The sequence below is a fragment of the Streptomyces sp. NPDC055239 genome (assembly GCF_053606205.1).
The window spans coordinates 171,716-183,765 of the sequence record NZ_JBSGRD010000014.1; the positions used below are offsets into that span (position 1 = coordinate 171,716).

Consider the following 12,050-nt stretch of genomic DNA (forward strand, 5'->3'; position numbering starts at 1 on the left):
GAGCGCGCTGCGCGAGACTGTCCCCATGGAGTGGCGCAGTGCGGGGTTGAGCTGGGCGGACCCGGAGCGGCCGGGGCTCGTGTGGGAGCGGGGGGACGTCAGTCCGCTGGTCGTGGGGCGGCGGGTGGGGTTCGGGGCCAGCGGGCAGCGGGAGTGCGTGGGGGCGCGGGGAAATCCCTGTCCCGTCGCCGCTGTCGTGCCGGGGCGGGGAACGCAGGCCCGGTGTGCCGAGTGTGCGCGGCTCGACCGGGCGCACTCGGTGGCCGCCGACACCATCGCCGACGATCCGCGGACCTATCGCGTCTATCTCGCGTGGTTCGGCGTCGGGATGGTGAAGGTCGGGATCACCCGTGAGGAGCGGGGATCGGCGCGGCTGCTCGAACAGGGGGCCGTGGCCTTCGCCTGGCTCGGGCGCGGGCCTTTGATGGCCGCGCGGCGGGCCGAGGAGCTGCTTCGGGTCGCTCTCGGGGTGCCGGACCGGATCTCGTACGCCAGGAAGCGGGCCGTCAGGGCCACCTTGCCGGGGGCTGAGGAGCGGCGGCGCGAGCTGGAGCGTATGCATGGCTTCGCCCTCGCGCTCGACGGGTGGCCCGAGTCGCTGGAGCGGGTGGACCTTGGGGAACACGGGGTGGTGGACCACGGCGCGGTGTTCGGGGTGGAGCGTCTCGAGGGCGTCGGCGGGTTCGCCGTCACCGAGCTCGTCGACGGCGGGGTGGTGCTGGGGGAGCTCGTCGCCGTGGCCGGGCCCGATCTGTATCTCGACGACGGTGGGCGGCTTGTCGTCCTCGACAGTCGGCTGTTGCGGGGGTGGCGGCTTGAGGGGGCGCGGGAGGGGTCGCGGGGAGCGGCGCGTACGACTGTTCCCGTACGGGAGGTGCCCGTGGTTCAGGGCGGGCTCTTCTGAGGCGTGTTCCGCGGGGTGCGGGGTGCCGCCGAAGCCGACCGGCAGGTCAATTCTGCCTGCCCGTACGGCAATGAAGGCGGCGAGAGGGTGGACAGGCAGGTGGGGTGCGGCCGAGTCTTGGGCCATGAGTGATCAGCCCGTGACACCTGTCCCACCCTTCGGACCGCCCTACTACGAGAAGTACGCCGTCCACGTCGCCACGGTGGAGCGGAGCTACAGCTTCGAGCGGGGCCACGCAACGGAGCCGCGGTCTTGAGCGGGGACAGCCAAGAGGCAAGCGGGGACAGCCACGAGGTGAGCGGGGACAGCCAAGAGGCAAGCGGGGACAGCCACGAGGCAAGTGGCGTGGTGCGTTTCTGGGAGCGGCTCGGCCTCCCCGGACTCATCGACGTACACACGCACTTCATGCCCGAGCGCGTCCTGTCCAAGGTGTGGGACTACTTCGATTCCGCCGGGCCGCTGACCGGCGTGGAGTGGCCCATCACCTACCGGCATGAGGAAGAGCAACGGCTGGCAATCCTGCGGGAGTTCGGGGTGCGCTACTTCACCTCGATGATCTATCCGCACAAGGCCGGCATGGCGGAGTGGCTCAACGGCTGGGCCGCCGACTTCGCCCGCCGGACGCCCGACTGCCTGCACACCGCGACCTTCTTTCCCGAGCCGGGAGCGGCGGCGTACGTGCGGGACGCCGTCGACGCCGGGGCCCGGGTCTTCAAGTCCCATGTGCAGGTGGGCGCCTACGACCCCAACGACGCCGAGCTCGACCCCGTCTGGGGACTGCTCGCCGACGCCGGTATCCCGGTCGTCACGCACTGCGGGTCGGGGCCCGCGCCGGGCAAGCACACCGGGCCCGAGCCGATCGGGCGGCTGCTCGCGCGCCACCCCCGGCTGCGGCTCGTCGTGGCGCACATGGGGATGCCGGAGTACGCGGACTTCCTCGACATCGCCGAGCGGTACGGCGAGGTCAGGCTGGACACGACCCTGACGTTCACGGACTTCTCCGAGAGGTTCTCGCCGTTCCCGCGCGCGGAGCTGCCGCGCCTCGCCGACCTCGGGGACCGGATTCTGCTCGGGTCGGACTTCCCCAACATTCCGCACGCGTACGTCCATCAGCTGCACGCCCTCGAGCGGCTCGGCCTGGGGGACGACTGGCTGCGCGCGGTCTGCCACGGGAACGCGGCCCGGCTCTTCGGGCTGCCGGGCGGCAAGGCCTAGCGCCGCGCCGGATCCTTTCTCAGGGAATTCACAGGTTCCGGCAAGAGCTCTCTCAGGGCCGCCGCGCAGTCTGTGTGTCATGACTACGACCTCGCCCCAGGGGCGTACCGAACTGCTCAGGGCGGACGGGAGCCCCGTTCGTGTGCTCGTCGTCGACGACGAGGTGTCGCTGACCGAGCTGCTCTCCATGGCCCTGCGGTACGAGGGCTGGCAGATCCGCAGTGCGGGGGACGGCGCCGGTGCGGTGCGCGCCGCACGTGCCTTCAGGCCCGACGCCGTGGTGCTCGACATGATGCTGCCCGACATGGACGGCCTCGCCGTGCTCGGACGGCTGCGGCGCGAGCTGCCCGACGTGCCGGTGCTGTTCCTGACGGCCAAGGACGCCGTCGAGGACCGCATCGCCGGTCTCACCGCCGGGGGCGACGACTACGTCACCAAACCCTTCAGCCTGGAGGAAGTCGTCGCGCGCCTTCGCGGGCTCATCCGCCGGGCCGGGGCCTCCGACCGGCGCAGCGAATCGGTGCTCGCCGTCGGTGACCTCACCCTCGACGAGGACAGCCACGAGGTCACGCGCGGCGGGGACTCCATCCATCTCACCGCAACCGAGTTCGAGCTCCTTCGCTACCTGATGCGCAATCCGCGGCGCGTGCTCAGCAAGGCGCAGATCCTGGACCGTGTGTGGAACTACGACTTCGGGGGCCAGGCCAACGTCGTCGAGCTCTACATCTCGTATCTGCGCAGGAAGCTCGACGCCGGGCGTGAGCCGATGATCCACACCCGTCGCGGTGCCGGGTACCTGATCAAGCCCGCGCCCTCGACCGAGGCGGCTGCCGCCTCATGAGGCCGAGACGGCAGCCGCGGTCGCTGCGGACGCGGCTCGTCGTCTCGGCTGTTGCGCTGATCGCCGTCGTCTGCGCGGTGATCGGCACGGTGACGACCATCGCGCTGCGCTCACACCTGTACGACCAGCTGGACACCTCGCTCGGCACGGTCGCGATGCGTGCGTCGGGGCCGATGCCGAAGCCAGGGGCCGACGGTCATGACGTGCCTTCCGTGGATCAGGGCGATCCGCTGCGGTTCGTCTCCAAGGGGCCCCAGGAGGTCGGCACCATCGGTGCCGTCGTCGAGGACAACGGCTCGGTCGGCGAGGCACTGGTCAGCAACGAGCCGGACAGCGGAACTTTCGAACCGCAGACCGACCACCTCGACGCGGCGCAGTCCGCCGCACTGGCCTCCGTGCCGCGCGACGAGCAGGAGCACAACGTCGACATCCCCGGCCTGGGCGGGTATCGCGTGAAGTACGCGACAGGCCCCAACGGCGACTTCCTCGTCGGCATCCCCACGGCCAAGGTGCAGAACACCCTCGAAACGCTGATCATCGTCGAGGTCAGTGTCACCGCCGCGGGCCTGGTCGCCGCCTCGCTCGCGGGCGCCGCCATGGTCGGCGTCGCCCTGCGCCCCCTTCGCCGGGTCGCGGCGACCGCGACCCGGGTCTCCGAACTCCCGCTGCACAGCGGCGAGGTGACGCTGTACGAGCGCGTCCCCGACACGGAGCCGAACACGGAGGTCGGACAGGTCGGCGCCGCGCTCAACCGGATGCTCGACCATGTGCACTCCGCGCTGCACGTGCGCCAGGAGAGCGAGACGCGGGTACGCCAGTTCGTCGCGGACGCCAGCCATGAGCTGCGTACGCCACTGGCCTCTATCCGCGGCTATGCCGAACTGACGCGCAGGGGACGGGAGTCGACCGGACCCGACACGCGGCACGCGCTCGGCCGGATCGAGTCCGAGGCGCAGCGGATGACGGGCCTCGTGGAGGACCTGCTGCTGCTCGCGCGCCTCGACGAGGGGCGTGACGGCGGACGTGACGGCGGACGCGCAGGCAGTAACGGCCCCGGCGCCCGACTGCCGCTCTCGTATCAGAGCACTGATCTCTCACCGCTGGTCGTCGACACCGTGAGCGACGCGCGGGCCGCGGGCCCCGAGCACTACTGGGCCCTTGAGCTGCCGGACGAGCCGGCGCTCGTCCTCGCCGACCCGGCCCGCCTCCACCAGGTCGTCGTCAACCTCCTCGCCAACGCGCGTACGCACACGCCACCGGGCACGAAGGTCACCGCACGCGTGCGGCGGGCCGAATCCGGAGTCTGCCTGGAGGTCGAGGACAACGGTCCCGGCATCGCCCCCGCCCTCCTCCCCCACGTCTTCGAACGCTTCGCCCGCGGCGACGCCTCGCGCTCCCGCAACGCCGGATCCACGGGGCTCGGCCTCGCCCTCGTACAGGCCATCGTCGCGGCGCACGGAGGCGGCGTGACGGTGGAGAGCGCGCCGGGCCTGACGGTGTTCACGGTGACGCTCCCTGCTGTATCTACGCAGGTCAGCAGCCCCGGACGGGACTCACAGGCGGGCCACAGGCTCACCACACAGGCCTGACAGACCACTTGGCGAAAGTCGGTCTCATGCAAACCGACTCTTCCCCGGGCGGCGCTTGCTCGGTCCCTCTGCCGGCGCGGGCCCACCTCCCCGCCGGATGGCGCGATGTGCCCGTCCTGGACATCGTGATCCCCGTCTACAACGAGGAGAAGGACCTTCAGCCGTGTGTGCGGCGCCTGCACGACCATCTCGTAAACACCTTCCCCTATCCCTTCCGCATCACCATCGCGGACAACGCGTCCACGGACCGCACCCCCGAGGTGGCGGCACAGCTCGCGGCGTCGAGCGAAGAGGTCCGGTACACGCGTCTTGAGCAGAAGGGGCGCGGGCGAGCCCTGCGGGCCGTGTGGTCCGCCTCGGACGCCCCCGTCCTCGCCTACATGGACGTGGACCTGTCCACCGACCTCAACGCGCTGCTCCCGCTGGTGGCGCCGCTGATCTCCGGGCACTCGGACCTGGCGATCGGCTCGCGGCTCGCGCGCAGCTCGCGTGTGGTGCGCGGCCCCAAGCGGGAGTTCATCTCGCGCAGCTACAACCTCATCCTGCGCAGCTCCCTGCACGCGCGCTTCTCCGACGCCCAGTGCGGGTTCAAGGCGATCAGGGGCGACGTGGCGGGGGTGCTGCTCCCGCTCGTCGAGGACACGGGGTGGTTCTTCGACACGGAGATGCTGGTGCTCGCCGAGCGTGCGGGCCTGCGCATCCACGAGGTGCCCGTCGACTGGGTCGACGACCCGGACTCCACGGTCCACCTGGTCAAGACGGCCACGGACGACCTCAAGGGGGTGTGGCGGGTCGGGCGCGCCCTCACGGTCGGCGCGCTCCCGCTCGACCGCCTCGCGCGCCCCTTCGGGGACGACCCGCGCGACCGCCAGCTGGCCGGAGTCCCGGGCGGCCTTGCCCGCCAGCTGGTCGGCTTCTGCGTGGTCGGCGCGCTCTCCACGCTCTTCTATCTGCTTCTCTACTCCGGCTTCCGTACGTTCTCGGGCTCGCAGGTGGCCAACGCGCTCGCCCTGCTCGTTTCGGCGGTCGCCAACACCGCCGCCAACCGCCGCCTCACCTTCGGGGTGCGGGGCCGCGACCGCGCGATGCGCCACCAGGCACAGGGCCTCGTGGTCTTCGCCATCGGCCTCGCCCTGACCAGCGGTTCGCTCGCCGCCCTCGGCGCGGCATCGGGCGACGCGTCCCACGGCACGGAACTGGCGGTGCTCATAGCCGCCAACCTCGCGGCGACGGTGCTGCGGTTCCTGCTCCTGCGGGCCTGGGTGTTCCCGGACCGCGGCTCCGACGCGGTACTGCCGGACGCGGCACCGCCCGAGGCCTCGCCCTCGTACGAGCTCACCTACGCAAACGACCCGAGGAACGCACGATGACGACGACTTCCCACGACGCACTCGCGCCGCCGCACGCGGCGCCGGGTGCGGGCAGGGCCCACCGGGGCACGCGCACCCTGCCCGCGCGGCTCTGGCGCGGACGCCCCGAAGACCCGCGCTGGGCGCGCCCCGCCTTCCTGGGCCTGCTGCTCGCGACCGCGGTCCTCTACTTCTGGAACCTCAGCGCGTCCGGCTACGCCAACTCCTTCTACTCCGCCGCCGTCCAGGCGGGCAGCCAGAGCTGGAAGGCGATGTTCTTCGGCTCGCTGGACGCGGGCAACGCGATCACCGTCGACAAGCCCCCGGCCGCGCTCTGGCCGATGGCGCTCTCCGTGCGCCTCTTCGGGCTCAACTCCTGGGCGGTGCTCGCCCCGCAGGTCCTGATGGGCGTCGCGACGGTCGGTGTGCTGTACGCCGCCGTGCGCCGCCGCTTCAGCCCGGCGGCCGGGCTCATCGCGGGCGCCGTGCTCGCGCTCACGCCCGTCGCCGCGCTGATGTTCCGGTTCAACAACCCGGACGCGATCCTCGCGCTCCTGATGACCGTCACCGTGTACTGCGTCCTGCGCGCCCTGGAGAACGGCCGCACCAAGTGGCTGGTGTGGGCGGGTGTAGCGGTCGGCGTCGCCTTCCTGGCCAAGACGCTGCAGGCGTTCCTGATCCTGCCGCCGCTCGCGGTCCTGTACGCGGTGTGCGCACCCGTGCGCCTTCGCAAGCGCTTCGGTCAGCTGGCCCTCTCCGGGCTCGCGATGATCGCGGCCGGTGGCTGGTGGGTGGCCATCGTCGAACTGTGGCCCGCTTCCTCGCGCCCGTACATCGGCGGATCGCAGAACAACTCCTTCCTTGAACTGACCTTCGGCTACAACGGCCTCGGCCGCATCAGCGGAGACGAGACCGGCAGCGTCGGAGGAGGAGGCGGCGGTGGCGGAGGCGGCAGTCAGTGGGGTGAGACCGGGCTCGGGCGGATGTTCAACTCCGAGGTCGGCAGCCAGATCTCCTGGCTGATCCCCGCCGCCCTGATCCTGCTCGTCGGCGGCATCATCCTCACCTGGAAGGCCCGCAGGACCGACACCGCGCGCTCGGCGTTCGTGGCGTGGGGCAGCGCACTCCTGATGACGGCGGCCGTCTTCAGCTTCATGGCGGGGATCTTCCACCAGTACTACACGATCGCCCTCGCCCCCTACATCGCGGCGCTGATCGGCATGGGCGCCACGGTCCTGTGGGAGGAGCGCGCCAAGTGGTGGGCGGGCGCGCTGCTCGGCGTGAGTGTCGCGGGCACGGCCTGGTGGGGGTACGTCCTGCTCGGCCGGACCCCGGACTATCTGCCCTGGCTGCGCTGGGCGGTGCTCGTCGGCGGCCTCGTGGGCGCGCTCGGCCTGCTGCTCGCGGCCCGGCTCGGGCGTCAACTCGCCCTGGTGGCGGTGGGGCTGAGCTTCGCCGCATCCGTGGCGGGACCGGTCGCGTACACCCTCTCTACGGTGAACAGCGCGCACACCGGGTCGATCGTGACCGCGGGTCCCGCTTCGGCGGGGCGGATGGGCGGCCCCGGCGGTGGCGGTCCCGGTGGCGGCGGTCCTGGCGGTGGCGGTGGCGGCGGGATGCAGCCGCCCGGCCAGCAGGGCCAGAACGGCAAGCAGGGCAACAACGCCATGCAGCCCCCGACGGGCGGCCAGAACGGCGGCGGCATGGGCCAGCCCCCCGGCCAGAACGGCAAGCAGGGCGGTAACTCCCAGAGCCAGCAGGGCCAGCAGAGCCAGCAGCAGGGCGGCCGCACCGGCGAGCGCGGTGGCATGGGCGGAGGCGGCGGCATGGGCGGCCTTCTCGACGGCGCCCAGGTCAGCGCCAAGGCGAAGAAGCTCCTGGAGGCGAACGCCGAGGACTACACCTGGGCGGCGGCGGCCATCGGTTCGCAGAACGCGGCGAGCTACCAGCTCTCCACCGGCGACCCGGTGATGGCCATCGGCGGCTTCAACGGCAGCGACCCGTCACCGACCCTCGCGCAGTTCAAGCAGTACGTCGAGGACGGGAAGATCCACTACTTCATCTCGGGCGGTGGCATGGGAGGCGGCATGGGCGGCGACAGCGGCACCTCCTCCAAGATCACCTCGTGGGTGGAGGACACGTACAAGAAGGTCACGGTCGGCAGCGCGACCTTCTACGACCTGACCCAGCCGAAGAGCTGACCCAGTCGAAAACCTGACCCAGCCGAAGAGCTGACAGCTCGCACGTATCGGGGTCGGCCGCCACCCGCGGTCGGCCCCGCAACCATGCTCCCCTGAAATCTCTCTTGTACGGCGTACGAGAGATGCCTTACGGTGTACATCGCTGACAACCCATACACCGTATAAGCAGAAGGAGAGGGCATGACGGCACCGACGACCGCCGAGTCCCCCATAGCCTCACAAGGGCACCCCCAGCGCTGGCTGATCCTCGGCGTCATCTGCCTCGCCCAGCTCACCGTCCTCCTGGACAACACCGTCCTGAACGTCGCCATCCCCTCCCTCACCAAGGAGCTGGACGCGTCCACGGCCGACATCCAGTGGATGATCAACGCCTACTCGCTCGTCCAGTCAGGACTCCTGCTCACCGCGGGCAGCGCGTCCGACCGCTACGGCCGCAAGAAGATGCTCACCGCGGGCCTCGCACTCTTCGGCATCGGTTCGCTGGTCGCGGGCCTCGCCCAGTCCTCCGCGCAGCTCATCGCCGCGCGGGCCGGAATGGGCATCGGCGGCGCGCTCCTGATCACCACCACGCTCGCGGTGGTCGTGCAGATCTTCGACGACACGGAGCGGATGAAGGCGATCGGCCTCTGGTCGACCGTCAACTCCCTCGGCTTCGCGCTCGGCCCGCTGATGGGCGGGGTCATGCTCAACCACTTCTGGTGGGGCGCGATCTTCCTGATCAACATCCCCGTCGTACTCCTCGCGCTCGCCGCCGTCATCAAGCTGGTCCCCGAGTCCAAGAACCCGCAGGGCGACCGCCCCGACCTGCTCGGCGCGCTGCTCTCCACCATCGGCATGGCCTCGGTCGTGTACGCGATCATCTCCGGCCCCGAGCACGGCTGGACGTCGACGCAGGTGGTCGCAGCGGCAGCGGTGGGCGTGGTCGTACTCGGCGTCTTCGTCTTCTGGGAGCTGCGCATCCCGTACCCGATGCTGGACATGCACTTCTTCCGCAACCAGAAGTTCATCGGGGCCGTCGCGGGCGCCATCCTGGTCGCCTTCGGCATGGGCGGCTCGCTGTTCCTGCTGACCCAGCACCTTCAGTTCGTCCTCGGGTACGAGCCGTTGGAGGCGGGCCTGCGCACGGCGCCGCTCGCGGTCACCGTCGTCGCGCTCAACCTCACCGGGCTCGGCGCACGCCTCCTGAAGAGGACGAGCACTCCCGCCACGATCGCCATCGGCATGACCCTGCTCTCCGGGGGCCTCGCCGCGATCGCCCTGCTCGGCGGCGACAACTACGCCGGGATGCTGACAGGGCTCATCGTGATGGGCGCGGGCATCGCACTCGCCATGCCCGCCATGGCCAACGCGATCATGAGCGCGATCCCGCCGGAGAAGGCGGGCGTGGGCGCGGGCGTCAACGGCACGCTCGCGGAGTTCGGCAACGGTCTCGGCGTGGCCGTGCTCGGCGCTGTCCTGAACTCACGCTTCGCCTCACTCGTCACCGTCTCCGCGGTTTCGCTGCCCGCCGCACTGGCTGCCGCGGAGTCGGACGGCGAACGTAAGAGGATCGCCGACGCGTTCTCCTCGGGCCTGGAGACCAGCCAGCTGGTGGGCGCGGTCGCCGTGCTCCTCGGCGGCATGCTGGCAGCCGCGTTGCTGAAGCGTGCGGAGAGGGCAGACTCTGCCAAGGCGGACCCTTCCACGGAGTCTGCATAGCATCGACGGGTGGGCGACGGACTGGCCGATTCCGGTCTGTCGCCCGCCTCGGGACCACCAGTACCAGTACAAGAGCTCAGGACCAGGAAGGTGCGCCATGGCGAAGGCAGCCGACAGCGCGAAGCGCCTCGCGCGGACCAGCGTCTGGCTTGAGGGCAAAGCTCCCCGGAACGGCGCGGGCCGCAGGAGTGATCAGCCGTCGGGCCTCGACCGGGAACGCATCACCGAGGCCACGGTCCGCCTCCTGGACGAGGAGGGCCTCGCCAAGTTCTCCATGCGCCGCCTCGCGGCGGACCTGAACGTCACGGCGATGTCCGTGTACTGGTACGTCGACACCAAGGACGACCTCCTCGAACTGGCCCTGGACGCGGCCGCTGGGGAGATGGTCATGCCGGACCAGGGTTCGGTCACGCCCGACCGGTGGCGCGAGACGCTGCGCGAACTGGCCGAGGAGTACCGGAGGTTGCTGGTCCGGCACGCCTGGGTGTCACCGCTCATCGGCAACTACCTCAACATCGGCCCGAACTGGCTGAAGTTCGCCCTGACCGTGCAGGTAGTGGTGCGCGAGACCGGCCTGCCGATGGAGAAACAGGCCGGGGCCATCGCCGCGGTCTTCCAGTTCGTCTACGGATTCGGCACCGTGCAGGGCCACTACATCGCGCGGTGCGCGGCGGCGGGGCTGACCCCGGCTGAGTACTTCAAGGAGGCCATGGGCGCGGTCCACGACCACCCTGACGTGGAGGAGACCTTGCACAGCGCCTCCGACATGCTGGAGGCGCGGGGCGGGTCCACGGTCGAGGAGATGTGGGAGCTGGACTTCGAGGTCGCGCTCGACCTGCTGGTCGCGGGCATCGAGGCGACGCTCAAGCCGGGCCCCTAGGCTCCCCGCGACCTGCTGGCTGTGGCTAGGCCTTGGCTGCCGGGAAACCCCCGGTGGCCACCGGGCCCCACCGCTCCGGAGTGATCCGGATGATGGACTTGCCCTGCTTGACCATCGCCTCGCGGTACTCGTCCCAGTCCGGGTGCTCACCGGAGATGTTCCGGAAGTACTCGACGAGCGGCTCCACCGAATCCGGGGAGTCGATGACCTCGGCCGCCCCGTCGATCTGCACCCAGGGGCCGTTCCACTCGTCGCTCAGGACGATGATGCTGACCTTGGGGTTCCGCTTGGCGTTCCGTGTCTTGGCCCGCTCCGGGTACGTGGAGACCACGATCCGTCCGGAGCCGTCGACCCCGCAGGTCAGGGGGGATCCCTGCGGGGTTCCGTCCGCGCGGGCGGTGAGCAGGATGGCGCGGTGCCGTGGGCGGACGAAGTCGAGCAACTCATCGACCGAGACCGTGGTGTTGGTAGCAATGTTGGGTGCCATGAACGCACCCTAATCCCGCCAGGACCGCCCGGCCTGCGAGGCCCGCCCGGACCGCCGGGCCCGCTAGACCTGGGGGAGGGACTCCCCTTGGACCGCCTGGATGTCCAGCTCCACCCGCAGGGTCGTGCCGATCGCCGAGATGCCCGCCTGCACCACCTGGTTGTAGTTCATGGCGAAGTCCTCCCGGCGCAGCTCCGCCGTGGCCCTGAAGGCCGCGCGAGTGCCGCCCCAGGGGTCGGCGCCGGTGCCGAGGTAGCTCAGGTCGAGGTCGACCGGGCGTACGACACCGTGCATCTGGAGCTCGCCCTGGACCGTCCAGCGGTCCGGACCGGCCGGCGTGAGGCCGGTCGACCGGAAGACGAGCTCCGGGTACTGCTCGACGTCCAGGAAGTCGGGCGACTTCAGGTGGCCGTCCCGCATGCCGTTGCCGGTGTCGATGGACGCCGACCTGATGACCGCCTCGACGCGCGACTTCTCCACGTCCTCGGCGATCTCCACGCGCCCGCCGAACTCGGTGAACCGGCCGTGCACGCTGGTGATCCCCAGGTGCTGGGCGACCGCGCCCACCGTCGAGTGCGCCGGGTCGATGGTCCACGGCCCCGGCGGCGGCAGCTCGGTGCCGCCCTGCCGGGCCAGGACGACGTTGCCGACCTCGGCGCGGCCGCTCGCCGTGACGAGCGCGGTCGAGGCCACGGGCGCGTAGCCGACCGCGGTGACGATCACGGTGTACGGGCCCGGGGCGAGGTCCGTCGCGTCGCGCACGGCGCCTTCCTGGTCCGCCGCGGCCCGCAGCACCTGCGAGCCGGTCATGTCGGTGAGGGTGACGACGGCGTGGGATACCGCCCACCCGTCACGCGTCCGAATCCGAGCGCTGAGTCCCATCCCG

The 12,050-nt window shown here is 70.9% G+C and carries 11 protein-coding genes; 9 read left to right on the forward strand and 2 right to left on the reverse strand.

Features of this window, described 5'->3' with window-relative positions; all coding sequences use genetic code 11:
• Positions 1-25: 25 nt before the first annotated feature.
• The 9 genes from ACWFRJ_RS35590 to ACWFRJ_RS35630 all read left to right on the forward strand — a co-directional run bounded on the left by ACWFRJ_RS35590 (position 26) and on the right by ACWFRJ_RS35630 (position 10,677).
• Complete coding sequence (locus ACWFRJ_RS35590) at positions 26-904, forward strand: DUF2797 domain-containing protein (RefSeq protein ID WP_453540624.1); 879 nt, start codon at positions 26-28, stop codon at positions 902-904.
• Positions 905-1,028: 124 nt separating this feature from the next.
• Positions 1,029-1,160: a hypothetical protein gene (locus ACWFRJ_RS35595; protein ID WP_453540626.1), complete on the forward strand. Its 132-nt coding sequence runs from the start codon at positions 1,029-1,031 to the stop codon at positions 1,158-1,160.
• 38 nt (positions 1,161-1,198) lie between these two features.
• Positions 1,199-2,119 carry an amidohydrolase family protein gene (locus ACWFRJ_RS35600; protein WP_453540913.1) on the forward strand — a complete coding sequence of 307 codons (921 nt, stop codon included), beginning with the start codon at positions 1,199-1,201 and terminating at the stop codon, positions 2,117-2,119.
• A 79-nt stretch (positions 2,120-2,198) separates the two neighbouring features.
• Entirely contained in the window at positions 2,199-2,960 is a 762-nt protein-coding gene (locus ACWFRJ_RS35605; RefSeq protein ID WP_453540629.1) for a response regulator transcription factor, read from the forward strand.
• Entirely contained in the window at positions 2,957-4,549 is a 1,593-nt protein-coding gene (locus ACWFRJ_RS35610) for a sensor histidine kinase (protein ID WP_453540632.1), read from the forward strand. The genes ACWFRJ_RS35605 and ACWFRJ_RS35610 overlap by 4 nt, the downstream gene beginning before the upstream one ends.
• A 26-nt stretch (positions 4,550-4,575) precedes the next feature.
• The gene (locus tag ACWFRJ_RS35615) at positions 4,576-5,919 is read left to right on the forward strand and encodes a glycosyltransferase (RefSeq protein ID WP_453540635.1); all 1,344 of its coding nucleotides are present in this window, start codon (positions 4,576-4,578) and stop codon (positions 5,917-5,919) included.
• A complete protein-coding gene (locus tag ACWFRJ_RS35620) occupies positions 5,916-8,099 on the forward strand; it encodes an ArnT family glycosyltransferase (RefSeq protein WP_453540638.1) in 2,184 nt (727 codons plus the stop codon). Before ACWFRJ_RS35615 ends, ACWFRJ_RS35620 begins: the two co-directional genes overlap by 4 nt.
• A gap of 180 nt (positions 8,100-8,279) precedes the next feature.
• Positions 8,280-9,797, forward strand: a complete 1,518-nt coding sequence (locus tag ACWFRJ_RS35625; protein WP_453540641.1) for an MFS transporter — start codon at positions 8,280-8,282, stop codon at positions 9,795-9,797.
• 97 nt (positions 9,798-9,894) lie between these two features.
• Positions 9,895-10,677 (forward strand): TetR/AcrR family transcriptional regulator, encoded by a 783-nt coding sequence (locus ACWFRJ_RS35630; RefSeq protein WP_453540644.1) that lies wholly within the window; start codon positions 9,895-9,897, stop codon positions 10,675-10,677.
• Between the two features lie 25 nt (positions 10,678-10,702).
• Here ACWFRJ_RS35630 and ACWFRJ_RS35635 read toward each other — a convergent pair whose 3' ends face one another.
• Together ACWFRJ_RS35635 and ACWFRJ_RS35640 are read right to left on the reverse strand one after the other, a co-directional pair.
• On the reverse strand, positions 10,703-11,164 hold the full coding sequence (locus ACWFRJ_RS35635; protein ID WP_453540647.1) for a PPOX class F420-dependent oxidoreductase: 462 nt from the start codon (positions 11,162-11,164) through the stop codon (positions 10,703-10,705).
• 63 nt (positions 11,165-11,227) lie between these two features.
• Positions 11,228-12,046, reverse strand: a complete 819-nt coding sequence (locus ACWFRJ_RS35640; protein WP_453540650.1) for a YceI family protein — start codon at positions 12,044-12,046, stop codon at positions 11,228-11,230.
• Positions 12,047-12,050: the final 4 nt, after the last annotated feature.

Coding starts and splice junctions, on each gene's coding strand:
- ACWFRJ_RS35590 (WP_453540624.1), top strand. CDS start 26: ATGGAGTGGCGCAGTGCGGGGTTGAGCTGGGCGGACCCGGAGCGGCCG.
- ACWFRJ_RS35595 (WP_453540626.1), top strand. CDS start 1,029: ATGAGTGATCAGCCCGTGACACCTGTCCCACCCTTCGGACCGCCCTAC.
- ACWFRJ_RS35605 (WP_453540629.1), top strand. CDS start 2,199: ATGACTACGACCTCGCCCCAGGGGCGTACCGAACTGCTCAGGGCGGAC.
- ACWFRJ_RS35610 (WP_453540632.1), top strand. CDS start 2,957: ATGAGGCCGAGACGGCAGCCGCGGTCGCTGCGGACGCGGCTCGTCGTC.
- ACWFRJ_RS35615 (WP_453540635.1), top strand. CDS start 4,576: ATGCAAACCGACTCTTCCCCGGGCGGCGCTTGCTCGGTCCCTCTGCCG.
- ACWFRJ_RS35620 (WP_453540638.1), top strand. CDS start 5,916: ATGACGACGACTTCCCACGACGCACTCGCGCCGCCGCACGCGGCGCCG.
- ACWFRJ_RS35625 (WP_453540641.1), top strand. CDS start 8,280: ATGACGGCACCGACGACCGCCGAGTCCCCCATAGCCTCACAAGGGCAC.
- ACWFRJ_RS35630 (WP_453540644.1), top strand. CDS start 9,895: ATGGCGAAGGCAGCCGACAGCGCGAAGCGCCTCGCGCGGACCAGCGTC.
- ACWFRJ_RS35635 (WP_453540647.1), bottom strand. CDS start 11,164: ATGGCACCCAACATTGCTACCAACACCACGGTCTCGGTCGATGAGTTG.
- ACWFRJ_RS35640 (WP_453540650.1), bottom strand. CDS start 12,046: ATGGGACTCAGCGCTCGGATTCGGACGCGTGACGGGTGGGCGGTATCC.